The organism is Flavobacterium sp. AED (assembly GCF_000812945.1).
Lineage (GTDB): Bacteria > Bacteroidota > Bacteroidia > Flavobacteriales > Flavobacteriaceae > Flavobacterium.
On record NZ_JSYM01000001.1, the window covers coordinates 1,578,602 to 1,601,677 of the forward strand.

A 23,076-nucleotide genomic window follows, 5' to 3' on the forward strand; every position below is an offset into this window, starting at 1 on the left:
CGAATAACTTATATGGAAGCGACAGTTACTACTGCAAATAGTGAAGGAAAAACTTGGGGAGGCGGCACAGAGCCAATGGGAGCAGATTATGGCAAATTAATGATGTGGTTTTTTATCGTATCAGATGCCTTAACATTCTCTGGATTTCTAGCAGCTTATGGTTTTTCTAGATTTAAATTTATTGAAACTTGGCCTTTAGCCGATGAAGTGTTTACTCACTTCCCATTCATGCACGGTGTCTCGGCCCCGATGTATTACGTGGCATTTATGACGTTTATTTTGATTTTTTCATCTGTAACGATGGTTTTAGCAGTTGATGCGGGGCATCAGATGAAAAAAGACAAAGTGACAATATATTTGTTTTTAACAATCATCGGAGGTATTATTTTCGTTGGTTCACAAGCTTGGGAATGGAAAAACTTTATTAAAGGGGAGTATGGTGCTATTGAAACAAAAGGAGGTAGTTTACTTCAGTTTGTTGATAAAGAAGGTCACCGTGTAGCTTTAGCTGATTTTGCTGCAACTTTGCCTGAAGATAGAGAGCAATTGACAAGAAATAAAGGAAAGTGGTTTATGGATGAGGCGGCTATTTCGACTTATTCTGTAGCTGAAGTTCAAGCTGGTTTCAAAGCACATCCTGATCTTTTGATTAGAACAGAAACCATCACTGCTGAAAAGAAGAAAACTATTCTTTCAAGAAAAGATTCTGAATTGAGATTGACTCAAGCCAGTTTAGTTATTGAAGGAGCAAATTTAACCCACAACGAATACGGAAGTAAATTATTTGCTGATTTCTTTTTCTTTATAACAGGATTTCACGGTTTTCACGTATTTTCTGGGATAATCATTAACATCATTATATTTTTCAATGTTCTAGTAGGAACTTATGAGAAAAGAGGAAGTTATGAAATGGTTGAAAAAGTGGGGTTATACTGGCACTTTGTCGATTTAGTTTGGGTATTTGTATTTACGTTTTTCTACTTAGTTTAATTTTAGATTTATCATTATGTCACACGAACATGTTTCTAATACAAAAAGAATTTGGACGGTTTTCGGTCTTTTGTCTGTAATAACTATTGTTGAAGTAATTTTTGGTATTATTAAGCCAGATGCTCTTCATATGAATAGTTTCATGGCGATGAGTTTGTTAAACTGGTTATTCATAATCTTAACACTTGTAAAAGCATATTTTATTGTATGGGCCTTCATGCACATGGAAGGAGAGAAAAGTACTTTAAGAAATGCAGTTGTTTTACCAGTAATTTTTTTAATATTATATTTGCTTTTCATTCTTTTGACTGAAGGGAATTATATTTATGAGGTTTTTAAGAATTCTACGATTAAATGGAATTTTTAACAAGATATTAATTCAAAAAAAGGGTACGCATTGCGTGCCTTTTTTTATTTTTGTACTTTAAATTTTATCATTGCAATGAAAAAAAATATTGTTCTTTTTGTTCTTTTTATTTTGCCTATTGTAGCTTATCTTTTTTTTGCATCAGGTATAAATAGTTTTACTAAGTTGCCTATTATTACTCCTAAGGTTGCTGATTTTGGCAACTGGGAATCATTAAAAGGAGAAAAAGTTAGTTTGAATAATAAAATAACCATTTTAGGTTTTTCTGGTACAGAGATTCTGAAAAACAGAGGTAATTTTTTTAATTTAAATGAAAAAATATACCAGCAATACCATACGTTCAAAGATTTGCAATTTGTTGTAATTTGTCCTTTAGGAACTGAAAAGGATGCCAAAAAAGTGGTAGATGCTTTAGGTGCTTTTACGGATGTTAGTCAATGGCATTTTGTATTTACTTCACCTCAAGAAATCAATAATTATTACGATCAACTTAAACTGGTTGGAAAATTAGATAAAAATTTAGGAACTCCAAATGTTTATATTATAGACAAAGTAAGAAATCTTAGGGGAAGAAAGAAAAATAAAGAATACAAAGAAGGGTATGATACATTTCATCCAGCTGATTTGAGCAACGAGATGCTTGATGACTTCAAAGTTATTTTGTATGAATACCGCGCAGCTCTTAAAAAAAATCATAATGCAACTAAAGAACTTTAATTCTTAGAAATAATGCTTAAAAACAAGTCTTACATTGGAATCTCCTTTATTATTTTACTTTTTGGGATTTATGCAGTACCAAAAATAATTGATAGAATACAAAACAATGATGTTGTAAAAGGGGATCGTTTGGACAAAGTTGGTTTAACTACTAAAAACGATGATAAATTAGTTAAAATCGGTCCTGCTCCAAAATTTGAATTAGTCAATCAGGATAATATAAAAATTACTAATGAGACCTATAAAGGTAAAGTTTATGTCTTAGAATTTTTCTTTACAACTTGTCCTTCTATTTGTCCAAAGATGAATTTGAGCATGTTGGCCATAGAAAATAGTTTTTTTGGAAACCCTAATTTTGGAATTGTTTCCATTACTATTGATCCGGCGCATGATACTCCGGCTATTTTGAAAGCGCATGCTAAATTATTAGGAGTAAAATCGTCTAATTGGAATTTTCTGACGGGAGATAAAGATTATATTTTTGGTATTGCCAATAAAGGTTTTAATCTTTATGTTGGAGAAAACAGTAAAGTAAGTGGTGGTTTTGAGCATTCAGGATTGTTTGCCTTAATTGATAAAAATGGTACGATCCGTTGTAGAAAGGATGATTTTGGAAATCCAATTTTATATTACGATGGATTAGATAAAAAAGGGGTTAGAGATATTCAACAAGATATTAATATTTTATTAAAAGATTAAAGATGGAAGATAATTCACTTGAACAAAAATTTAGCAAATTTATTATAATTGTTTCAATTGTAATTCCTGTTGTTGTAGCTATTCTCTTTGGAGTGAAACTAAAAGATTTTGGTTACAATGTGGAGCCGCTTTCTTTTTTACCAGCTATTTATGCGACTACAAATGGATTAACGGCTATTATTTTAGTAGCTTCTGTAATTGCAATCAAAAATGGCAAAAGAAAACTTCACGAACAGTTAATGACAAGTGCAATAGCGCTGTCAGTAGCTTTTCTGGTAATGTATGTAGCTTATCATATGACTGCTGATTCTACTAAATTTGGTGGAGAAGGAGCTATTAGATATGTATATTTCTTTCTTTTGATAACGCACATTATCTTATCGATTGCGATTATTCCTCTTGTTATGATTACTTATGTTAGAGCTTTGGCTGCTAAATTTGATAAACACAAAAAAATTGCTAAAATTACATTTCCTATTTGGTTGTATGTTGCTGTTACCGGTGTAGTTGTTTATTTAATGATTTCGCCATATTATGTTCAATAAAGATAAAATGAAAAAGATTACAACAATACGGTTTTCAAGATTTGTAAAGACGAGTTTCTTTCTTCTGCTGTGTTTTTTTTTATACTTACCTACAAATGCTCAATGTGCGATGTGTCGTGCAGCATTATCTGGTGAAGGGAATAAAGTTAAAGCAGCAGCAGTAAATGACGGAATTGTTTATTTAATGGTCATTCCTTATCTTCTTGTTGGAGCTATTGGTTATGCAGTTTATCGTATGAGAAAGAATAAATCAAAATAGCTTTTCAATATTATTTTAAACCGTCAACCGAAACATTTACCGTTCCTTTTACTTTTATAAAAGCAATGATAGCCTGATTGGTTAGTTCAATTTTTTGAAATTGAATGTCTTCCATTTTTCCATTTACAAAAACACCTGGCATTGGTGAATAATTTTTCAAATAATTCATCATGCTTTGTTTGCCTTCGTCTAAATTTGGTTTTATGGAATAGCGACAGCTTTGTTGGATTTTTCTTAAAACTAATCCCTGAGCAAGCCAGTTAGCTGTACGTATTAATTTGTTCTTTGTGTCCAATGCATAATCTAATTTGTCAAAAAACACTTCTTTCGTTTTATCATTATATTGAGGAAAACCTGTCAAATAAATAGTTCCATTTACAGATCCCAATACATCTAAAGCAATTATCATTTTGCCGTTTTTGTGCCAAATAGCTACATTTTGAACTTTGACTTTCTTGCTTCCTGAGCCAAATTCCTGTCCAGAGAAATTGGTAGTCATTATTTTTGAAGCTTCTTCATAAGTTGAAACTGCAACGATATTTGCCGTAATATCTTCGGGAATTTTGATGACGGGTTTCAAAGCAATTTTGTTTTTGTCAAATTTTGATTCCGGTTTCTTGCCTATCAATGTTTCCATAGTACACTTCATACCCATGTCTAATAAAAAGGTGTCGTTTTTTAGTTTGGCAGTAGTAGAATAGATTTCAATAGGAATAATACGAAACCAGCTTTCATATTCCTCATTCATTTGAAAAGGAGTGCAAATTTTCTCTAATGCTGATAGGACATTAGGTTTGAAATCCATAGATTTTGCTATAGCATCATCTATCTTTTTTTCAATTTTAGATTTAAAAAGTTTGATTCCGGGATTGATCAAGTACGTTACAGGGACATTTTTTCCAAAAACGGTCATTGTTGGACTTTCGTTCCAGTCTAATGATTTTAGTTCTGTTTTAGTATTTAGCTTCCAATTAATCAAGCCGGTATCGCTTATTAAAGTCACTACGCCATCAAGATTAAATTCCCGAGTGTCATAAAATTCAACACCCATTTTTTTTGTGCCAATTCTATATTTCACTATAGCCTTGAGTGGTAGAATAGTCTTTATTTTTTCTCCAGAAACTCCTTTGTCATTTGTAATGGTAATTGGGGCTTGTTTCCAAACTTTCATTTCTATGTCGTCATCCTTAATATTGTTGTCCTCATAGATTAGTCCATTTAAGATTGAGTTTGTTTGGTTTTCAATATCTTTTAACTTTATGCTAATTGGTAAATTAATAAAAGAGGGAATGTTTTCGTAAACTAATGGAACAGCATCGTCAGGTTCAGGTTTTAAAGCAGCTATTTTTTGTGAAGTGGAGCAACCGGAAATCAATAAGATAAAGACTATAGGAAGTAAGAATGAAAAGAATTTCAGCATTTTATTTTAGTTTAAAAAAGCAAAATTAACAAAACAAATATATTTTTAGCATTTTTTGTAACAAATGCTAATTTTCAAAGTCTAATTGTTTTTATAACGGGTTCTGGTATGAATTATTTTATAATATTTCCAAGTTCTTTAATAGAAAAAGTTAAATTTGTTTAGCAGTGATACTGCACTTTTATTCGAAATATATGGGAAAAAGAAGTTTTCTTAGTTTAATTCTAATGTTAGTTTTTAGCATTACTATTCAGGCACAATCTAAAAAGTGGACCTTAGAAGAATGTGTAAAATATGCGATACAAAACAATATTTCAATCAAGCAAACCGAATTAGATTCTAAAACGGCTGCAATTGATAAAAAAGGCGCAATAGGAAATTTTCTTCCTTCTTTAAATGCTAATGCGTCACATTCTTGGAATATTGGGTTGAATCAGGATATTACAACAGGACTTTTACAAAATAAAACAACTCAGTTTACCTCTGCAGGAGCAAATATTGGGATTGATATTTATAAAGGCTTGCAAAACCAAAATACACTTCGCAAAGCCAATCTTTCGATAGTAGCAGCTAAATATCAATTGCAAAAAATGCAGGAAGATGTAGCGCTAAATGTTGCTAATGCCTTTTTGCAGATTCTTTTTAATAAAGAGAATTTAAAAGTACAACAGGAACAATTAGGCATCAATCAAAAACAATATTCTCGTTCAGAAGAATTAGTTAATGCGGGATCAATTCCTCGCGGAGATTTGTTAGATATAAAAGCAACTGTAGCTTCTAATAATCAAAATGTTATTGCAGCTGAGAATGCTTTGTTAATTTCAAAATTGAGTTTAGCTCAGTTATTACAATTAAAAGAATTTGAGAGTTTTGATATCATTGATGATACTAATGCTAAAGATGAAAACAATATTTTAGCACAAACTCCAGCAGCAATCTATGATAAAGCAAAAGAAAATAAAATCGAATTGAAAATTGCCAAAACCAATTTGGAAATAGCTGAAAAAAATGTTGCGATTGCAAAAGGGGCTTTTCAACCAACTCTTCAAGGATTCTATAGTTTTAGTTCTAGGGTTGCTTATAGTGACAGAGTTGTAGGTGTTCAACCTAATACTTCAAATCCTACATCTATAGTTGGATATGTACAAGGAACAAATCAAAATGTTTTGCAAAATAATTTTTCTCCTGTATTAGGAAATGCATTGCCATTTTGGGATCAATTTAGCAATAATAAAGGGCAATCTTTTGGAGCACAATTGTCTGTTCCAATTTTTAATGGTTTTTCAGCAAGAAATAATGTAGAACGTTCAAAAGTAAGTTTAGAGAAATCAAAAATTGCATTAGAACAACAGGATTTAGATTTGCAAAGAAATGTTTTTACTGCATTTACAGATGCGAAAGGCGCTTTAAATGCACATGAATCTTCCATTGTAGCATTAGAATCAAGACAAGAAGCCTATAATTATGCTAAAGAAAAATATGCGGTAGGTTTGATGAATTCTTTTGATTTTAATCAATCACAAACGTTGCTTACTAATGCACAATCTGAGGTTCTTAGAACAAAATACGATTACATTTTTAAAATTAAAATTTTAGAATTCTATTTTGGAATTCCAATCATTAAAAACTAGATTATTATGTCAAAAAAAACAATTTATATCTTAATTGGTAGTGCTGTGGTTATTATTGCATTATTAGTAGTGCTTTCAAAAAAAGGAATTATTGGAAACAAAGATAAAGGTAAAGAAGTAGAAACAGCCCAAGTTGATGCTACTACAATAGTTGAAACAGTTTCAGCTACAGGAAAAATTCAGCCAGAAATTGAAGTAAAAATATCCTCAATGGTTTCAGGAGAAATTATTTCCTTACCAATAAAAGAAGGACAAGTAGTCAAAAAAGGAGATTTGTTAGTAAAGATAAATCCAGATTTATATACTTCTGGATTAAACAGAACAGTTGCCAATTTATCAGGAACGAAAGCAGGTTTGAGTCAGGCAGATGCCTCTTTTAAAGAAGCTAAGGCAAGTTATGACAGAAACAAAACGTTATTCGATAAAGGAATTATTTCCAAATCAGATTGGGATAAATCAATTGCCTCATTTGAGGTTGCAAAAGCAGCAAAGCAAACCGCTTACTTTAATGTTAGAAGTGCTTCTGCTTCGGTTAATGAAGCTCAAGATAATCTTGGCCGAACAATTATTTATGCCCCTGCCGATGGAACAGTTTCAGTACTTAACGTAGAGCTTGGCGAACGTGTTTTGGGAACGCAACAAATGGCTGGAACAGAATTGTTGAGAGTAGCTAACTTAAATAACATGGAAGTTGAAGTTGATGTAAACGAAAATGATATTGTAAAAATAAAAGTGGGTGACGAAGCAAAAGTTGAAGTTGACGCCTATTTGAAAAAACAGTTTAAAGGAATTGTTACCAGTATTTCTAACTCGGCAAGTTCTTCTTTGACGGCTGATCAAGTAACGAATTTCAAAGTAAAAGTAAGAATACTTAAAGAATCGTATCAGGATTTATTAGAAGGAAGACCAGCAGCATATTCTCCTTTTAGACCAGGAATGACCGCAACAGTAGATATTATTACTAAAACAAAAAAGAATGTATTGTCTGTGCCAATTAGTTCAGTTGTGGTAAAATCAGATACAGCTGCTGTTAAGGAAATAAAAATTGAGGATCCTAAATCTGAGGAGAAAAAAGTAGCACCTAAAAGTGATAAGAAATTTGAATGTGTTTTTGTTAAAGTAGGCGATAAAGCTAAAATAAGAATCATTAAAACTGGAATTCAGGATGATACAAATATTGAAGTTTTAACTGGACTTAAAAAAGGCGATGTAGTTATTACAGGTCCTTACACTACAGTTTCTAAAGAGCTTAATTCTGGAGATAAAGTGACATTAAAAACAGAAAAAGATAAGGAAGAAAGCAAGAAATAATACATAAAGTACATATATTTGAAAATCACAATTATAAATTTTATTTTATGGTTGTGATTTTCACGTTAAAAATAAAAATGAATTACATACTTAACATCGAAACCGCAACAAAAAACTGTTCAGTTGCTCTTGCAAAAGAAGGAATAACAATTCTATGTAAAGAAATTGCAGAAGAAGGGTATTCTCACGCCGAACGGTTACACGTTTTTATTGAAGAAATAATACAGGAAGCAGGAATTACTTTCAAAGATTTAGTTGCTGTTGCGGTAAGTCAAGGCCCTGGATCCTATACGGGATTGCGAATAGGAGTTTCTGCCGCAAAAGGGCTGTGTTTCGCTTTAAACATACCTTTGATTGCTATTGATACCCTGAAAACATTGGCTTCTCAGGCAACTGTTTCAGATGGATTGATTATTCCTATGATTGATGCCAGAAGAATGGAAGTGTACAGTGCTATTTTTACTTCTAATTTTGAGAATAGGAGAGGGACTTTAGCTGAAATTATAACTGAAAATTCATTTGAAGATTTTCAGGAAACGCTTTATTTTGTGGGAGATTGTGCGGAGAAATGCAAAACAGTTTTAACCAAAGATAATTTTGTTTTTTTGGAACATATCAAATATCCTTCAGCCAAGGAAATGAGTTTGTTGAGTTTTGAAAAATTCAAAACAAACGACACGGTAGATGTCGCTTATTTTGAACCTTTTTATTTGAAAGATTTTATGATTACTACTTCAAAGAAATAACATCATATATTTAAGAATCTGTTCTAGATAATCCTTTTGCAAATGGCTGAATAACGATTCCGGCAGCATCAAATGCTATCTTACAGCTTTCTAAAGTTTGTGAGAAAACGGCACCAAAATCCTCATTATTTGCCCATGGCCTAACTGCAAGTTGGATGGCATTATCAGTCAAATTCTTGACTGAAACTTCAGCAATGGGAGTTTTAAGTATTTTTGGGTTACTATTTAAAACAGCAGTAATAATATCTTTTGCCTTTTTTATATCAGTGTCATAGGAAATAGCAATAGTCAAATCGGCTCTTCTAAATCCTTGTAAAGAATAATTGATGATAGTGCCATTGGATAATGATCCATTTGGAATAAAAATAGTTTGATTGTTTCCGTTGATTAATTTGGTCACAAATATTTGGATTTCGCTAACTGTTCCAATGTTGCCCTGTGCTTCAATAGTATGTCCTACTTTAAATGGTTTGAACATAATAATTAGCATTCCCCCTGCAAAATTGGATAAAGAACCTTGAAGTGATAAACCTACTGCAAGTCCCATTGCTCCTAATATAGCCACAAAAGAAGACGTTTCTATTCCTAGATTTGAAATAAAAGTTACAAATAGTAATACCCTTAAAACCCAAAGTAAAATATCGGCAAGAAACTTAGTTAAAGTAGGGTCTAAATCTCTCTTTACCATTATTTTCCTGATTAATCTATTGATAAGTCGAATGGCATAAAGACCTACAAACAAAACAATAACAGCAGAAATTAATTTGGGAGAATAATCGATTAATAGTTGAATAAAAGTACTGGCGTAATCAGTTATTTGATTAGGATTTAAGATCATTTTTTAAATAATAAAAAACCCTCTCAAAAGAGAAGGTTAAGTTTTGAAGTGCAAAAATACAAATAAATTATTTTTATATAAATTAATCTGCGTCTTCTTCTATTCTATTTATGTTTTCTTTAGCAGTTTGAGTGGTTTCAGAATCAGCATCACTTATAAAAGTACTAGTTTTTTCAGAAACTGTATCAACAGCATCAGTAGCAATTGTTTTAGTTTCACTTACTGCGTCCTCAACTTTGTTTACTGCTGTGACAGCTTTTTCTTTTACAGTTTCTACTACTTTTCCTAAAACATCACCTGCTTTTTCAGAATAGTCGCTTACAGCTTCCTTGGCCTGGTCAGCATATACTTCTGCTTTGTCTAATATTGGAGCGGCAGCCACTTTTGCTTTGTCTATTGTTTCAGTTGCAAAAGTCTCTACTTTATCTAAAATTGGAGTAGCAGCTTCTTTTGCCTTGTCTAAAGTTTCTTCTGCAAATGCCTCTGCTTTTTCAATATAAGGTGCTGCAGTTTCTTTTGCTTGTTCAAAAGTTGTTTCTGCCTTGTCTGCTAATTCACCAGCAGTTTCTTTGGCTGAGCCAAATAAATTTTTAAAAAATAAAGATAGTCCCATGATATTTATTTTGATTAGTCTTACAATATTAAGCAATTTTTTCTAAGAACGCTTTATTGAATCATTAATAATTTGCTGAAAATCAGTGTTTGAGGTTAAATGCGTTTGGTTTTGATAAACATGAAATGGCCTCTTATTAGTTTATATTGTGGAGCTAAAAAGGGAATATTTGATATTGTTTTGGCTAGAGCCAAAACAATATTGGGAGTATGTAAGCTATTTATTCTTGTGAAATAATCTAAACCTAATGTTCTGAAAATGGTTGATTTTTTGCTTTGTTCCGAGTAATTTAAAGCTAAATTCAGGTTTTCCAATTTATAGAATTGTTGGCGTGTTGTAATAAATAGAGACTAGTTTATAAATGTAGCTCGTTCATTGGGATTGTTTAGCCCCGGTAGAAGTGAAAATCCTTTTCCTTTTTTCTTAAAAGGGAAAAGATTGAAACGGATGACGGGAAATAGCTTCTGAAAATAAGTTATAAAAAAAGCGTCTCAAATGAAACGCTTAAATTAATTGGGTCAAATTAAGCTATTCGAGTTCGAAAGTTAATTTTAAATTTACTCTATATTCTGTTATTTCTCCTCCACTTACGGCTGCACTTTGGTCTTTAATGTATACAGAACGTATGTGTTTTACGGATTTAGCCGCCTTTGCAACACCTTTTCGTGCTGCATCTTCCCAACTAATATCTGAACTGGAAAGTACTTCAATTACTTTTAATACTGACATAATTTCTATTTGTTAAGTTAAAGATTAAATGTACTTATTTTATTTAAAATCAAAGGCTTTTTTAATATAACTATAACATTATCAATATTATATATTTTTTAATTGAGTTATGCGTTTACTGCTTCCACTTTAATTCCTTCGTCATTCAACATACTTTTTAGCATGTTTTCAATACCGCTTTTTAAGGTAAATGTTGATGAAGGACAGCCACTGCAAGCGCCTTGAAGGATTACTTTTACGGTTTTGTCACTTTCGTTATAAGAGTCAAATGCAATATTACCTCCGTCAGCTTGTACGGCTGGTTTTACATATTCCTCTAATATGTTGATGATTTGTTGTGAAGTGACATCAAGATTATCAAAACTTTGCGCTTTAGTATTTTCTTCTGCGGTTGCTGCTTGAATAAAATTTTCATCTAAAACGGTTCCTCCGTTTTCGATATATTGCTTGATGAAACTTCTTATTTCTAAGGTAATTTCCTGCCACTCATTGATTTCATATTTGGTTACAGATATGTAGTTTTCGTCAATAAAGACTTCTTTTACATAAGGAAATTTGAAAAGCTCTTTAGCCAATGGCGATGAACCTGTTTGATCAATATTTTTATATTCAACAGCATTTTTGGTCAACATTCTGCTTACTACAAACTTTAAAGCAGATGGATTAGGAGTTGTTTCTCCGTAAACGGTTATTGGCTGTTTTTTTGTTTTGTTTTCGTCCGGTGTAATGATTATTCCGCCATTATTTACAAATGTTTCTATTTGCTCTGACACCGCATCTTTTACATCTTCCCATTCTACAATGCTGTATTTTTCAATAGCGATGAAGTTTCCAGAGATGTAAACCGTTTTTACGAATGGTAGGTAAAACAATTGTTGTGCTAATGGTGAAGATTTTGCCTCGTCTATATTTTTGAATTCAAAACTTTCATTTTGAGTAATGAAATCCTGAAATTCAAATTTTAATATGGTTGGGTTTTGAGTTTCTTTTATGGTAACTTTTATCATGATCTTTGTAAATTTTTACAAATTTAGTAAAGTTATTTTCCACGAATAGCTATATTTGAATTTTAATAAAATAAATTAACAATAATTTAGTTATCTAAAGAGTTGTTACTGCATTTTATTGGCTAACGAATCATTTTATATATTAGTTTTTCTATGTATAACAAAATTAAATTATTAGTAGTCTTCTTTTTTATGTATCAATATTCTTTTTCACAAGAGGGTATTGCGGTGTATTCTGATTATTTATCAGATAATTATTACTTGATCCATCCTTCTATGGCTGGAGCAGCAAATTGTGCAAAAATTAGACTTACTGCTCGTAAACAATGGTTTAGCCAGCAGGATGCGCCGGAACTGCAAACACTTAGTTTTAATGGTCGAGTGGGAGAAAAAGCTGGAGCTGGAATTATTTTGTTTAACGATAAAAATGGGTATCATTCTCAAAAAGGAGTTAAGTTTACGTATGCCTATCATCTTATGTTTTCTAGAGATGAAATTGATTTAAACCAACTATCATTTGGTATTAGTGCAGGTTTGATTCAAAGCCAACTAGATGAGACCAGTTTTTTACAATCAGGTGATTTTGATCCTATTATAGATGGAACTGTTGTGCAAAAAGATTCCTATTTCAATTTTGATATTGGAGCATCTTATAATTATTTAGATTTTTATGTGCATGGTACAGTAAAGAATGCCGTTGAAACCAGACGGGATATTTACACCGAATATGAAAGTGATAATTTAAGAAAATATTTGTTGAGTGCCGGTTATGTTTTTGGTGATAAAGATAGAGTATTGTGGGAACCATCATTTTTATTTCAACTGGTGGACAAGACCAAAGAAAAATCAATTGACTTCAATATTAAAGCCTATAAAAATATGGATTTCGGAATGCTTTGGGGAGGTTTGTCCTACCGTAGAAGTTTAGACGGAGCCGAATATACTAATGGTTCAGGAGTTTCCAAACAAAAACTTCAATATATTACTCCCATCGTTGGAGTTAATTTTAACAATTTCATGTTTGCTTATACCTACTCACATGTATCAGGTCCAGTGAAATTTGATAATGGTGGTTTTCACCAAATTACTTTGGGAATCAACTTATTTTGTAAGCCTGAAAAATACGAATGTAACTGTCCTGCAATTAATTAATTTACTTTATCCATGTTAATCAAATCTGTTAACGGAAAAACACCCTTAATACCTGAGGATTGTTATGTCGCCGAGAATGCTACTATTGTTGGTGATGTTAGTTTTGGTTCTTCTTGTAGTGTTTGGTTTAATGCCGTTATAAGAGGAGATGTCAATTTTATTAAAATTGGTGATAAAGTTAATATTCAGGATGGAGCAATTATTCATTGTACATATAAAAAACATCCAACAATTATAGGGAATAATGTTTCTATTGGTCATAATGCTATTGTGCATGGTTGTACGATTCATGACAATGTATTGATTGGAATGGGAGCTATTGTAATGGATAATTGTGTTATTGAAAGTAATTCTATTGTTGCTGCTGGTGCTGTTATTACCCAAAATACAGTTGTTAGTTCAGGTTCGATTTGGGCCGGAGTTCCTGCAAAAAAGGTGAAAGATATTGACCAATCTGATTTTGCAGGTGAAATCGAACGTATTTCTAATAATTATGTAATGTATTCCAGTTGGTTTAAAGAGGAATAGGATTTTAATGTACTTATAAATTGATTTTTTCAAAGAATGAGCTTTTGTAGCTTTCACTAATCGGGATTCTTTTTTCGGCAATTATAACCTTGTTTTTCTGGATTGATTTCACGTGTTTTATATTGATGATATACGACCTGTGAATTCTTGCAAATCCTTTGGATGAAAGCAGATTTTCCAGTTTTATAAGACTGATTAATGTTAGTGTGTACTTATTGTCAGTGGTGTATATTTTGACATAATCTTTCAATCCTTCGATAAATAAAATATCTGAAAAATTCAATTTTACATTTTCATATTCAGCTCTTACAAACATAAAATCCTGTTCGATTTCAGGAGTGGAAATCAAGTTGTTACTTACAGGTAAATTTTGTGGATTGAAAATTTGTTGTGCCCTTAAAACAGATTTTAAAAACCGATGAAACGGAATGGGTTTTACCAAATAATCAACCGCGCCAAGATTAAATCCTTCAACAGCATAATTAGAATAAGCAGTTGTAAATATGATTAACGGTTTTTTCTCTATGGCATTAATAAAATCAATCCCTGAAAAATGAGGCATTTCAATATCTAAAAAAATCAAATCAACATTGGACTGATTGATTATTGAAATAGCATCAATAGCATTAGTGAATGTGTTGACCAGTTCAAGAGAATCTACTTTGCTGACAAATTCTTTGAGCAAATCAACCGCTAAAGGCTCGTCGTCTATAATTACACATTTCATCTTTTTTGTTTTTTATTTAAAATTTGGAACAATTAAAATCTACATCAGGTTTCTAATTAAAAGAAGTTTGAATTTGGTCTAGTTTTAAATTTAAATGGACACTATAATTACTGTCTGTCTCAATAATAGTAAGTTGGTGTGCATTAGGATAAAGGAGATTCAGGCGATTTTCAATATTGGTCATTCCTATCCCTGAATTTTCCGGATCTTTCCTGTGATTTTCAATTTTGTTTTCTACCCAAAAATCTAAAATATTCTCTTCAATTGTTATTTTGATTTTTACAAAAGCGGCTCCTTTGTAATCGGTGCCATATTTAAAAGCATTTTCGATAAATGAAATCAAAAGCAACGGCTCGATGTACTTGTTTTTTGTCTCGCCATGAATGTTAATAGTAATATTTTCAATATTATTCAATCGCAGTTTTTGTAACTCAAGATAGTTTTTAATGTAATTGATTTCTTTTTCCAGAAACACGGATTTATTATCGGTTTCATACAACATATACCGCATCATTTCTGACAAAGTTACAATTGCATCTGGAACTAAATCGGATTTTTTATAGGCTAATGAATAAATGCTATTTAGGGAATTAAATAAAAAATGAGGATTCGTCTGTTTTCTTAGATAGTTTAATTCTGTTGAAGCCCGGTGTGTTTCGGCAATTAATTTATTTTGCTGATTGTTATATAATTCAGACAAGGTTTTTATAATTGTACCAATTGTAATGATTAATATATAGAAAAAAGAAGGAACCGCCTTAAAAAAAAACGGTTGCTTCCTTTTAAAATTGGCGTTTACTAAAATCTCTTTACCAGATGAATTTATCATTCTGAGAGGTCTCATATTCTTAAATTCGGGCATAAAAAAAGTATACCGAATAATCATAAAGAGGATTATTATAGAAATTAGAATAGTAAAATATTCCCAATATTTTTTTTGCAAAAGCAATAAGGGAACTAAGTATAAATAATTCAGATAAAATAATAGTATTCCCGTAATCCACTGGGCATAGAAATCAGTATTAATGCTAAAAGGACTTTCGTAAAACTGGATTAATGAGGTAACAATAAAAAAACACCAAATCATACTATGAAAAAGTATTTGGTTTAAATTGTTGTTTTTAATTCCTTCTATGTTCATCTAGATTTTTACAGCTAATAAAAATAAATCTTTTTTTGTTACCGTAGGCGATAAATCGTCTTTCAATTTTTGTAATACTAAGTTTCCTACTTTCAGCGCATCTTCTTCGGTTTTGAAGCTTTTATTTTCACTAATAACGGGAATTACGGTTTGTTTTATTATAATTTTTTTATTGTTAGTTATAAAATAACCCCAACCTGTTGGCGTTTTTAAGGGTTTTATGTTTAAATTTTCATTTTTGTTACAAGAAATAAATAGGAATAAACCCAATAGTAGGAACGCATTATTTCTTGTAATTAGGAATGATAAATTCTTCTGGATTGCTGTCCAGAAGAATTTATTTGTTGTATTAGTTGTCATCATCATTTTGTTCTTCTAAAGGTTTAAATTCCCATGAATCATCAAAATAAGATGTTCCGGTTCTTCCCAGCATTACAAATCCTCTTTGGTTAATTGAAAAACCTGTAGCATCTGTTCTTGCCGATCCTTCAAGTGGTGTTCTTTCTAACCAAATATCAGTTGATGGATTGTATTCCCAAATCGATTTTGAACTTTCGCCACAAGCGATATATCCTAATCCGTTCATAGAAAAACTGGATGCATTAGAACGGACAATTACATAATCATCGTTGTAAGCATAATCATCTTCGGTGTCTTGATCAATGTCGCGTTTTCTTGTCCATACATCCGTTGCCGGATCAAACATCCAGAAATCAACTTGATAAACTCCACTATTTACTCCTGTTCCAAAATACGCTTTGTCATCAATTACAAAAACAGTTGCATTTCTTCTTTTATTTCCACTAAATCCATTTGCCAATGACCAAGAATCAGTAGTTGGGTTGTACTGATAAAAATCTTTTAAATAGTTTCCATCATAACCAGTTCCAAAATACGCTTTACCACCCACTTGGAATCCTACAGCTGAATAACGTGCTGTTCCTGCAAAATCTGCTTTTTGTGTCCAAGTATTGCTGGTAGGATCGTATTGATAGAAATCTTTCAATTTATTAGTGCCATCATAACCAAGACCTACATAGCCTTTTTCGTTTAATTCAAATCCAGAGGCCGAACTTCTTGCTGCTCCAATAAAATCAGCTTTTTGCTCCCAATAATCGCCCGTTGAATTGTAAGCCCAAAGATCTTTTAGATATTCATCTCCTGTATATCCAGTAGTTACAAAAGCGTAAGTGCCAATTACGAAACTCGTTGCGCTTGATCTTGCAGGTCCGTCAAAGGAAGATTTTTTAATCCAGTTTCCTATTAAATCTTCGGAATCATCATTATTACTGCAGCCTACAAATACTAAACTTGCAAAAAGTGTAGTGAACAATATTCCTTTTTTTAAACTATTCATAATTTATTTTATTTATTAATGTTTGTATTTTATTCCAATGTTAAAAATGTAGCCGTTAGTGCTGTTAAAATCAAATTTTGAATCTCCACTATAATTTGTCAGATTATATTTTTTGTTAAATTCATAACCTCCTTTAAGACTTACAAACCAGTTTGAATCCATGTTTCTCTCATATTCTAATGCCGAAGTCATTTGTGAAAAACTAACTTTTGTTGCGGTGTTTAAATCATCAAGAACTCTTGGTTTATCCAGGTTGTAAAAATTTCCATTGAAACTATTTGTAACACTGAACGTATTTCGAGTGCTGTTTGAATAAGAAATAGTTGAGTTTGGAAAGCCAACGTTTACAAATGCATTCTGATTTATTTGATGATGAAAAGAAAAAGTAGGCAGTATTTCCAGTTTACCAAAAGGGGACATTCTTTTTATACCAATGCTAATGGTATTTGCAGGATTAAAAGAATGGTTAACTTCTAAACCACCGAGAAACGACACATCAGAAATTCCAAGATTACTCTCGAAATTAAGTATTGGATTAATTTCTAAATTCAATTTTGTATCCTCAGTTAGTTGATGAGAAAGTTCAAAATCATTTTCGAAACTAGTAAACTGATTAAGACTATTTTGTAAATCATAATTTTCTAAAGAATAATTGATTCCAATATTTTTGTACTTGATAGTGTTGGTTATTTTATTTTTAGAATCAATATTCCTAAAAAAGGTTAATCCAATTCCAGTTTCATTTACTGTGATTTTATCAGTTGGTTGTTTTTTTACATTCAACTCTAAGGAATATCCGCTTTGGGCCGATGCATTAAGAATTGGAATCATAAATAACAGGTTTACTAAAGTCTTTATTCTCATTATTTTTTTATTGTTTCAAAAGTAGATACGTTATCCAATTAAAAAAAAGAAGATATATATACCGCCTAATTTCATAGACAAACAAGGCATTTGTATGGTCGAATGAATAATTAGTACCTGTGTCTTAATTGTAGATTAGAATTGGCTTTTTATAGACAAAAAGCTTCGAACGGTATATGTTGTTATGCGGTGTAAAGTGGTCTCTTATATATTTGTTCAAAAAACATTTATGTATAAGGTATTGTTGTTGCTGTTTTTTGGACTTATGATGAACTCGTGTAATTCTGATTCTGACACTGGTGAGTTTGTTGTTGGTTCTGACTATTTATCGGTTAATAATAAAGTGATATTGATTGATACTTTAACTGTTGATGTTGCTACTATTAATTTTGATTCATTAGTAACATCCAGTCAAAGTAGGATTCTGGTTGGGAATTATGACGACCCTATTTTTGGAAAAGTAAAATCTGACAGTTATTTTCAAATGGCAGCTACAAGTTACAGTCTGTATAATGAGAGTTCAGATACTGATGCTCCAAATTATGTGTTTGATTCCATTAAATTAGTTTTAAAAGAGACTAAGTATTTCTATGGGGACACAACAAAAGTACAATCACTTAGTATTCATAAGTTGACACAAAAGGTAAAAACCAATCTGGAAGACAAGAATTTTTATAATAATTCCAGCTTAAATTATGATGCTGAAAGTTTAGGGAGTATTTCATTTAAACCAAAACCAAATAGAAAGGATTCAGTAGTTGTTAAACTGAATAACGAATTTGGTAATGCTCTTTTTCTAAAATTGAAAAAACATGAAATATCAAATTTTGATGAGTTTACAGAATATCTCAAAGGATTTGTTATCAAGTCAACATCTGGTAGTTCTTCCAGTATTATAGGTTTCAATATGTCCAGCGCGCTTCGGTTGTATTATTCAAAATACCTAGGTGATTCAGAAACCTCATTAATTAAAAATTTCTCTGTTTTGGATGTCTCCAAGCAATTTAATAATATCACTTTGGATAGAACTGGAACACAAATTCAGGATTTGCCTATTTCGTCAAGTAGACTGTCCAGTTTGCAAACGGGGAATAAAGCGTTCATTCAATCAGGAACAGGAATTGCTTGCCGAGTAGATTTCCCTAACATAAAACAATTGAAATATCTCTCAGAAAATGGAGCAATTGTAGATGCGGAATTAATTATAAAACCAGTAAATAATACCTATTCAGACACGTATCCTTTAGTAGATTCATTACGGGTTTTTGTTGGAGATAAATTAAATAGAATTAAAGGAACACTTAATACTATAGCCGGAAAACCTGTTTATGCAATCTTGAATAAGACAAGTGATGAATTTAATGAGAATATTGGATATAAGATTTCGATAGGAGCTTTTTTGCAAAGTGAAATGCTAAAAGAGTCAGATTCTAAATCTTCATTAATTCTCACATTGCCCAGTATTTCAAAAGCAGTTGACAGACTAGTTTTAGGCGATCAGAAAAATGCCAACAATAAAATTCAATTGAAAATTTATTATATTTCTTATTAGATGAAAAATAAAATAGCATTCATAGGTTTGTTTCTTTTTATAACAACAGTTTCGTTTTCCCAAAGTATTTCCAGTTCGCCCTATTCACTTTACGGTTTAGGAACCTTGTATGATTCTGATTTTGGCTCAATTCCTTCTATTGGTTCTTCAGGAATTGCATTGCCATCGAATCGATTTATCAATAATTTAAATCCCGCCTCTTTGGGGTTTATGTATCAAAATCATTTTTTATTTGATGTAGGAGGGAAAGCTATTTTATCGAGTTATGAAAATAATTTAAAAAAAGAAAATCGGAATAATGTTCAGTTTTCTCATATCGCTTTTGCTTTTCCGGTGACATCAAAATCAGCTTTTAGTTTAGCGCTAAAACCTTATTCGAGTTCTACATTCAAAATATCTAATTTATCATTGCCAATTCAAGATAGCCAAGAAAGCTATATTTTGAATGCTACGGGAACTGGTGGGTTGAATAATTTTGATATTTCATATGGGTATAGAATAGGTAAAAAACTTGCATTGGGAATTTCAACGTCTTTACTTTTTGGAAACACTACCGATGATAGGAATTATACTATTTCTAATTCTGTAACTAACATTTATAAAAAAACGAATTACAATGGGGTTAGAGCATCTCTAGGGGCTCAGTTCAAAGTCGATTCTACATTTACTTTAGGAATGAATTTAAAATCGCCTACAAAAATAAATGCTACCAAAGTGCAATCCGTAACCACAGTCAATAATTCTGGGACTACTACAATTGAGTCGGAGCTTGCATCTGATACCGATGATTATTATATGCCATTGGAAATAGGTGTGGGTATAAGTAAAGTTTTTAAAAACAACTTGAATCTGACACTTGATTATGGAAAAGGGTTATGGAATAGTACAAATCAATCCGACTTGTATGGTAATTTTATTAATCAAGATAAATTAGCTTTGGGATTTTCGTACAGCAAATCAAAAAATATAAGAAGTTATTTTGATAGAATTCAGTACTCGACAGGATTAAATTATGATACGGGTTATCTGGAGGTTGATAATAAAAGAATCAATTCAATGTCATTTTCGCTTGGGGTTTCGCTTCCTATCGAAAACACTTTTTCAGCGTTGAATATTTCGTATTCCTATGGGCAAAAAGGAAGAATCAGTGATGGACTTATCAAAGAAAATTATCATAAATTATCCCTTAATTTATGTTTAGATGGAATTTGGTTTGTTAAAAGAAAATTTGAATAAATTAAAAATCTATTTCTTCGACAGTATATTTGTTTTCTAAAATTTCAGTTAAAACCTTAGGATTACTATTGACATAGAAAATAGGTTCGCTTTTCTCAGTTGAAGAAAAACCTATTTTTTCTCGTAATATTTTTTGAGTCTGTTTTGCTACAGCTTCACCAGAATCGATGATGTGAATGTGTTCTGGAAGTATCTTTTTTATTTGAGGAATCAAATAGGGATAATGACTGCAGCCCAATACTAAATAATCGATGTTAGCCTCAATCATGGGAGTAAGATAGGAGTGAAGTAGTTTTGTCATTTCGGGTGAATTGATATCGCCATTCTCAATTAGTTGCACTAATCCATGACCTACTTGTTCTATTATTTTGGTGTCTTGATACATTTCAGCAGTCTTATTAAAAAGCTCACTGTTTAATGTGCCTTGTGTGGCAAGGATTCCTATAATTTGTGTCTTAGAATGCGTTGCTGCCGGTTTTATGGCCGGTTCAATACCAATGAAAGGAACATCATACTTTTCTCGTAATTCTCGAATGGCATTAGTAGTTGCGGTATTACAAGCTACTACAATCAATTTACAGTTCATTTTAAGCAATAAATCAGTATTTTTCATGCTTAAAGCAACAATCTCTTCTTTCGATTTTTGACCATAAGGAGCATTCTTACTATCGGCTAAATAGATTGTTTTTTCGTTAGGTAGTAAATCATGAATTGCGCTCCAAATTGAAGTGCCTCCAATACCGGAGTCAAAAATTCCTATTGGTTGATCATTGTTCATAGAAACAAAGTTAAGTGCTAGCATTTAAATATCCTAAAATTTATTTTAACAAAAAAAACTGCTCAACCCTATATTTTAGGTGAGCAGTCTTTAAATTATTTGTGTGCGTTTTTTAGAAACCTAAATCTTTTTTCACATCAGCTGTCAAGTTTGGACCGTCAGCTAATAAAAGTGTAGAACCATCTAACACATATTGAAATCCTTTTGCTTTACCTACTTTTTGGATAGAAGCTCTTACTTTTTCCATTAAAGGTTTTACGATATCAGATTCTTTTTGTTGTAATTCTTTTTGAGCATTATCTCTAAAATCAACGATTCTTTTTTGCATATCTTGAACTTCTTTAGAACGTTCTCCATTTACAACTTCAGTAACTGTTGCAGATTCTGCTTCGTATTTTTTTAATTTTGCTTGGTATTCTTCAACCATTTTTTTGTAATCTGCATCGTATGTACCACTTAATTTTTCAAGTTGTTTTTGTGCTTCTAACATAGCTGGCATTTTTGCCATAATTTCACTCACATCAACATGAGCAGTTTTTGCTTGAGCGTTAATAGTTTGGTTTGCACCAAATAAAAGTATTGCAGCAATTAGTAAAGTTTTGATTTGTTTCATCGTTTTTAAAATATTTAGTATTAATTTTTGTTAGTATTTTTTTTAATTTTTTTCTTTCGCTTTTTTAAGAGCTTCTCTTTCTTTCAATATTTTCTTTCTTTTTTCTTCTAAAGCTTTTTTGCGATCTTCTAATACCTTTTTGCGGTCTTCTAAAATTTTCGCTTTTTGTTCTATTTGTTTCTCTTTAGCGTCTTCCACAATTTTTTTTGAATCTACTTTAGTAGAATCACTAATAACTGTTTTATCCTTTATATCTTCTTTTTTAGAAGAGGCAGAAATCGTGCCAGTTTTTTTAGCTTCTCTTTCTTCAAGGATTAGCTGTCTTTTTTCTTCAACTGCTTTTTTGCGATCTTCCAACGTTTTTTGTCTCAAATCCATTTGCTTTTGCCTAGCCTCGGCAGCAGCAGTTTTAGACGCTTCAATTTGTTGGGCTTTATCAGTTGTTGCAGCTGTTTTATTGTTATTAGTTACAGCACCAGTTTTTTTAGCTTCTCTTTCAGATAGGAGTTGTTTTCTTCTCTCGTCAAATTCCTTTTTCTTCTCTTCTTGAAGTAACTTCCTATCAGTTATAATTTTGTCTCTGGCTGCTTTTTTTTCATCCAATGCTTTTTGTCTATCAGCTAAAACAGGATTCTCATCCAGAGCATCTTCTTTATTTTCTTTCGCCTCTTCTTCCTTAAGTTGTTTTTTACTTAACTGCTCTCTCTTTTCGGCTCTATTTATTACTCGTAAAACTTGATCACTTACATCAAATCTTTTTGCTGAAAAAAGCATGGTTAAGTCAGAAGATTTATCAAAGATAAAATCGTATTTTTTTGCTTCAGCAATATCTTGAACAGCAGTAAAAACTTGATCTTGTATTGGTTTTGCTAACATTGATTTTTGTTGAATCAAATCGCCATTAGCCCCAAATCTTTTTTGTTGATAATCTAAAGATTCATTTTCAAGAAACTTAATTTCTGTTTCCCGTTCATTAATAAGTTCTTTTGTCAGTAAAGCTTGTTCTGCTTTTAATGCGTTTTTTAACTTGTCTATTTCGTTTTTTTTAACTTCAATCTCTTGTTTCCATTTTTGAGCTTTTTGCTCTAATTGGATTTTTGCTTCCGTATAATCGGGTACGTTTTGAAGGATATACTCCATGTCAATATACCCTATTTTGGTTCCTCTAGTTTGCGCATGAGAAGTAGTTACTACAACTAGCGCTAAAAATATAAATAAAAATTGTTTTCTCATAACTTTAATGTATTAGAAAAATT

Annotated in this window: 26 protein-coding genes; 13 read left to right on the forward strand and 13 right to left on the reverse strand. The window is 31.5% G+C overall.

Annotation, left to right across the window (positions count from 1 at the left end; genetic code table 11):
- Window positions 1-12: 12 nt before the first annotated feature.
- From OA85_RS06970 to OA85_RS06995, 6 genes are all read left to right on the forward strand, one after another.
- Window positions 13-990: a cytochrome c oxidase subunit 3 gene (locus OA85_RS06970; RefSeq protein WP_039108797.1), complete on the forward strand. Its 978-nt coding sequence runs from the start codon at window positions 13-15 to the stop codon at window positions 988-990.
- Between the two features lie 16 nt (window positions 991-1,006).
- Window positions 1,007-1,357: a cytochrome C oxidase subunit IV family protein gene (locus OA85_RS06975; protein ID WP_039108799.1), complete on the forward strand. Its 351-nt coding sequence runs from the start codon at window positions 1,007-1,009 to the stop codon at window positions 1,355-1,357.
- 75 nt (window positions 1,358-1,432) lie between these two features.
- Entirely contained in the window at window positions 1,433-2,074 is a 642-nt protein-coding gene (locus tag OA85_RS06980) for a hypothetical protein (RefSeq protein WP_039108800.1), read from the forward strand.
- A 12-nt stretch (window positions 2,075-2,086) separates the two neighbouring features.
- Window positions 2,087-2,773 (forward strand): SCO family protein, encoded by a 687-nt coding sequence (locus OA85_RS06985; protein WP_039108802.1) that lies wholly within the window; start codon window positions 2,087-2,089, stop codon window positions 2,771-2,773.
- Between the two features lie 2 nt (window positions 2,774-2,775).
- Window positions 2,776-3,318: a DUF420 domain-containing protein gene (locus tag OA85_RS06990; protein ID WP_039108804.1), complete on the forward strand. Its 543-nt coding sequence runs from the start codon at window positions 2,776-2,778 to the stop codon at window positions 3,316-3,318.
- Complete coding sequence (locus OA85_RS06995) at window positions 3,308-3,577, forward strand: hypothetical protein (protein WP_039108806.1); 270 nt, start codon at window positions 3,308-3,310, stop codon at window positions 3,575-3,577. Before OA85_RS06990 ends, OA85_RS06995 begins: the two co-directional genes overlap by 11 nt.
- 10 nt (window positions 3,578-3,587) lie before the next feature.
- On the opposite strand, the gene OA85_RS07000 is transcribed toward OA85_RS06995, so the two are convergent.
- Window positions 3,588-4,997, reverse strand: a complete 1,410-nt coding sequence (locus tag OA85_RS07000; RefSeq protein WP_052257162.1) for a DUF4403 family protein — start codon at window positions 4,995-4,997, stop codon at window positions 3,588-3,590.
- A 227-nt stretch (window positions 4,998-5,224) separates the two neighbouring features.
- On the opposite strand from OA85_RS07000, the gene OA85_RS07005 reads away from it, so the two are divergent.
- From OA85_RS07005 to tsaB, 3 genes are all read left to right on the forward strand, one after another.
- Complete coding sequence (locus OA85_RS07005; protein WP_369699879.1) at window positions 5,225-6,628, forward strand: TolC family protein; 1,404 nt, start codon at window positions 5,225-5,227, stop codon at window positions 6,626-6,628.
- A 6-nt stretch (window positions 6,629-6,634) separates the two neighbouring features.
- The gene (locus OA85_RS07010) at window positions 6,635-7,939 is read left to right on the forward strand and encodes an efflux RND transporter periplasmic adaptor subunit (RefSeq protein WP_039108809.1); all 1,305 of its coding nucleotides are present in this window, start codon (window positions 6,635-6,637) and stop codon (window positions 7,937-7,939) included.
- A gap of 77 nt (window positions 7,940-8,016) precedes the next feature.
- Complete coding sequence (gene tsaB / locus OA85_RS07015; protein WP_039109432.1) at window positions 8,017-8,685, forward strand: tRNA (adenosine(37)-N6)-threonylcarbamoyltransferase complex dimerization subunit type 1 TsaB; 669 nt, start codon at window positions 8,017-8,019, stop codon at window positions 8,683-8,685.
- A 10-nt stretch (window positions 8,686-8,695) separates the two neighbouring features.
- Here the strand turns inward: tsaB and OA85_RS07020 are convergent, their stop codons facing one another.
- From OA85_RS07020 to OA85_RS07035, 4 genes are all read right to left on the reverse strand, one after another.
- Window positions 8,696-9,523 (reverse strand): mechanosensitive ion channel family protein, encoded by an 828-nt coding sequence (locus tag OA85_RS07020; protein ID WP_039108811.1) that lies wholly within the window; start codon window positions 9,521-9,523, stop codon window positions 8,696-8,698.
- 82 nt (window positions 9,524-9,605) lie between these two features.
- Complete coding sequence (locus OA85_RS07025) at window positions 9,606-10,136, reverse strand: hypothetical protein (RefSeq protein ID WP_082014125.1); 531 nt, start codon at window positions 10,134-10,136, stop codon at window positions 9,606-9,608.
- Between the two features lie 528 nt (window positions 10,137-10,664).
- A complete protein-coding gene (locus OA85_RS07030; RefSeq protein WP_039108812.1) occupies window positions 10,665-10,865 on the reverse strand; it encodes a dodecin family protein in 201 nt (66 codons plus the stop codon).
- Window positions 10,866-10,972: 107 nt separating this feature from the next.
- Window positions 10,973-11,872, reverse strand: coding sequence for a NifU family protein (locus OA85_RS07035; protein WP_035669874.1), 900 nt, complete (start codon window positions 11,870-11,872; stop codon window positions 10,973-10,975).
- A gap of 153 nt (window positions 11,873-12,025) precedes the next feature.
- On the opposite strand from OA85_RS07035, the gene OA85_RS07040 reads away from it, so the two are divergent.
- Complete coding sequence (locus tag OA85_RS07040) at window positions 12,026-13,024, forward strand: type IX secretion system membrane protein PorP/SprF (protein WP_039108813.1); 999 nt, start codon at window positions 12,026-12,028, stop codon at window positions 13,022-13,024.
- 12 nt (window positions 13,025-13,036) lie between these two features.
- Window positions 13,037-13,552, forward strand: coding sequence for a gamma carbonic anhydrase family protein (locus OA85_RS07045; protein ID WP_039108814.1), 516 nt, complete (start codon window positions 13,037-13,039; stop codon window positions 13,550-13,552).
- Between the two features lie 13 nt (window positions 13,553-13,565).
- Here OA85_RS07045 and OA85_RS07050 read toward each other — a convergent pair whose 3' ends face one another.
- Genes OA85_RS07050 through OA85_RS07070 form a run of 5 tightly spaced genes read right to left on the reverse strand, consistent with a single transcriptional unit; the run spans window position 13,566 to window position 17,608 of the window.
- On the reverse strand, window positions 13,566-14,279 hold the full coding sequence (locus OA85_RS07050) for a LytTR family DNA-binding domain-containing protein (RefSeq protein WP_039108815.1): 714 nt from the start codon (window positions 14,277-14,279) through the stop codon (window positions 13,566-13,568).
- A 52-nt stretch (window positions 14,280-14,331) separates the two neighbouring features.
- The gene (locus OA85_RS07055; protein WP_039108817.1) at window positions 14,332-15,420 is read right to left on the reverse strand and encodes a sensor histidine kinase; all 1,089 of its coding nucleotides are present in this window, start codon (window positions 15,418-15,420) and stop codon (window positions 14,332-14,334) included.
- A complete protein-coding gene (locus OA85_RS07060) occupies window positions 15,421-15,786 on the reverse strand; it encodes a DUF4907 domain-containing protein (protein ID WP_231557084.1) in 366 nt (121 codons plus the stop codon).
- Window positions 15,770-16,777: a kelch repeat-containing protein gene (locus OA85_RS07065; protein WP_052257163.1), complete on the reverse strand. Its 1,008-nt coding sequence runs from the start codon at window positions 16,775-16,777 to the stop codon at window positions 15,770-15,772. Before OA85_RS07065 ends, OA85_RS07060 begins: the two co-directional genes overlap by 17 nt.
- Window positions 16,778-16,792: 15 nt before the next feature.
- Complete coding sequence (locus OA85_RS07070) at window positions 16,793-17,608, reverse strand: DUF6268 family outer membrane beta-barrel protein (RefSeq protein WP_197056056.1); 816 nt, start codon at window positions 17,606-17,608, stop codon at window positions 16,793-16,795.
- A gap of 262 nt (window positions 17,609-17,870) precedes the next feature.
- Here OA85_RS07070 and OA85_RS07075 point away from each other — a divergent pair, with 262 nt between their 5' ends.
- Both OA85_RS07075 and OA85_RS07080 read left to right on the forward strand, forming a co-directional pair.
- Window positions 17,871-19,193: a DUF4270 family protein gene (locus tag OA85_RS07075; protein WP_039108819.1), complete on the forward strand. Its 1,323-nt coding sequence runs from the start codon at window positions 17,871-17,873 to the stop codon at window positions 19,191-19,193.
- A complete protein-coding gene (locus OA85_RS07080; protein ID WP_039108820.1) occupies window positions 19,194-20,429 on the forward strand; it encodes a hypothetical protein in 1,236 nt (411 codons plus the stop codon).
- 1 nt (window position 20,430) lies between these two features.
- Here the strand turns inward: OA85_RS07080 and murI are convergent, their stop codons facing one another.
- From murI to OA85_RS07095, 3 genes are all read right to left on the reverse strand, one after another.
- The gene (murI, locus tag OA85_RS07085; RefSeq protein ID WP_039109436.1) at window positions 20,431-21,207 is read right to left on the reverse strand and encodes a glutamate racemase; all 777 of its coding nucleotides are present in this window, start codon (window positions 21,205-21,207) and stop codon (window positions 20,431-20,433) included.
- A 112-nt stretch (window positions 21,208-21,319) separates the two neighbouring features.
- A complete protein-coding gene (locus tag OA85_RS07090; protein ID WP_039108822.1) occupies window positions 21,320-21,820 on the reverse strand; it encodes an OmpH family outer membrane protein in 501 nt (166 codons plus the stop codon).
- 42 nt (window positions 21,821-21,862) lie between these two features.
- Window positions 21,863-23,053, reverse strand: coding sequence for an OmpH family outer membrane protein (locus OA85_RS07095; protein WP_082014126.1), 1,191 nt, complete (start codon window positions 23,051-23,053; stop codon window positions 21,863-21,865).
- Between the last annotated feature and the right edge of the window lie 23 nt (window positions 23,054-23,076).

Coding starts and splice junctions, on each gene's coding strand:
- OA85_RS07095 (WP_082014126.1), bottom strand. CDS start 23,053: ATGAGAAAACAATTTTTATTTATATTTTTAGCGCTAGTTGTAGTAACT.
- OA85_RS06990 (WP_039108804.1), top strand. CDS start 2,776: ATGGAAGATAATTCACTTGAACAAAAATTTAGCAAATTTATTATAATT.
- murI (WP_039109436.1), bottom strand. CDS start 21,207: ATGAACAATGATCAACCAATAGGAATTTTTGACTCCGGTATTGGAGGC.
- OA85_RS07075 (WP_039108819.1), top strand. CDS start 17,871: ATGTATAAGGTATTGTTGTTGCTGTTTTTTGGACTTATGATGAACTCG.
- OA85_RS07005 (WP_369699879.1), top strand. CDS start 5,225: ATGTTAGTTTTTAGCATTACTATTCAGGCACAATCTAAAAAGTGGACC.
- OA85_RS06980 (WP_039108800.1), top strand. CDS start 1,433: ATGAAAAAAAATATTGTTCTTTTTGTTCTTTTTATTTTGCCTATTGTA.
- OA85_RS07040 (WP_039108813.1), top strand. CDS start 12,026: ATGTATAACAAAATTAAATTATTAGTAGTCTTCTTTTTTATGTATCAA.
- OA85_RS07000 (WP_052257162.1), bottom strand. CDS start 4,997: ATGCTGAAATTCTTTTCATTCTTACTTCCTATAGTCTTTATCTTATTG.
- OA85_RS06975 (WP_039108799.1), top strand. CDS start 1,007: ATGTCACACGAACATGTTTCTAATACAAAAAGAATTTGGACGGTTTTC.
- OA85_RS07045 (WP_039108814.1), top strand. CDS start 13,037: ATGTTAATCAAATCTGTTAACGGAAAAACACCCTTAATACCTGAGGAT.
- OA85_RS07020 (WP_039108811.1), bottom strand. CDS start 9,523: ATGATCTTAAATCCTAATCAAATAACTGATTACGCCAGTACTTTTATT.
- OA85_RS07025 (WP_082014125.1), bottom strand. CDS start 10,136: ATGGGACTATCTTTATTTTTTAAAAATTTATTTGGCTCAGCCAAAGAA.
- tsaB (WP_039109432.1), top strand. CDS start 8,017: ATGAATTACATACTTAACATCGAAACCGCAACAAAAAACTGTTCAGTT.
- OA85_RS06985 (WP_039108802.1), top strand. CDS start 2,087: ATGCTTAAAAACAAGTCTTACATTGGAATCTCCTTTATTATTTTACTT.
- OA85_RS07065 (WP_052257163.1), bottom strand. CDS start 16,777: ATGAATAGTTTAAAAAAAGGAATATTGTTCACTACACTTTTTGCAAGT.
- OA85_RS07035 (WP_035669874.1), bottom strand. CDS start 11,872: ATGATAAAAGTTACCATAAAAGAAACTCAAAACCCAACCATATTAAAA.
- OA85_RS07060 (WP_231557084.1), bottom strand. CDS start 15,786: ATGATGATGACAACTAATACAACAAATAAATTCTTCTGGACAGCAATC.
- OA85_RS07030 (WP_039108812.1), bottom strand. CDS start 10,865: ATGTCAGTATTAAAAGTAATTGAAGTACTTTCCAGTTCAGATATTAGT.
- OA85_RS07070 (WP_197056056.1), bottom strand. CDS start 17,608: ATGATTCCAATTCTTAATGCATCGGCCCAAAGCGGATATTCCTTAGAG.
- OA85_RS07050 (WP_039108815.1), bottom strand. CDS start 14,279: ATGAAATGTGTAATTATAGACGACGAGCCTTTAGCGGTTGATTTGCTC.
- OA85_RS06995 (WP_039108806.1), top strand. CDS start 3,308: ATGTTCAATAAAGATAAAATGAAAAAGATTACAACAATACGGTTTTCA.
- OA85_RS07080 (WP_039108820.1), top strand. CDS start 19,194: ATGAAAAATAAAATAGCATTCATAGGTTTGTTTCTTTTTATAACAACA.
- OA85_RS07055 (WP_039108817.1), bottom strand. CDS start 15,420: ATGAACATAGAAGGAATTAAAAACAACAATTTAAACCAAATACTTTTT.
- OA85_RS06970 (WP_039108797.1), top strand. CDS start 13: ATGGAAGCGACAGTTACTACTGCAAATAGTGAAGGAAAAACTTGGGGA.
- OA85_RS07090 (WP_039108822.1), bottom strand. CDS start 21,820: ATGAAACAAATCAAAACTTTACTAATTGCTGCAATACTTTTATTTGGT.
- OA85_RS07010 (WP_039108809.1), top strand. CDS start 6,635: ATGTCAAAAAAAACAATTTATATCTTAATTGGTAGTGCTGTGGTTATT.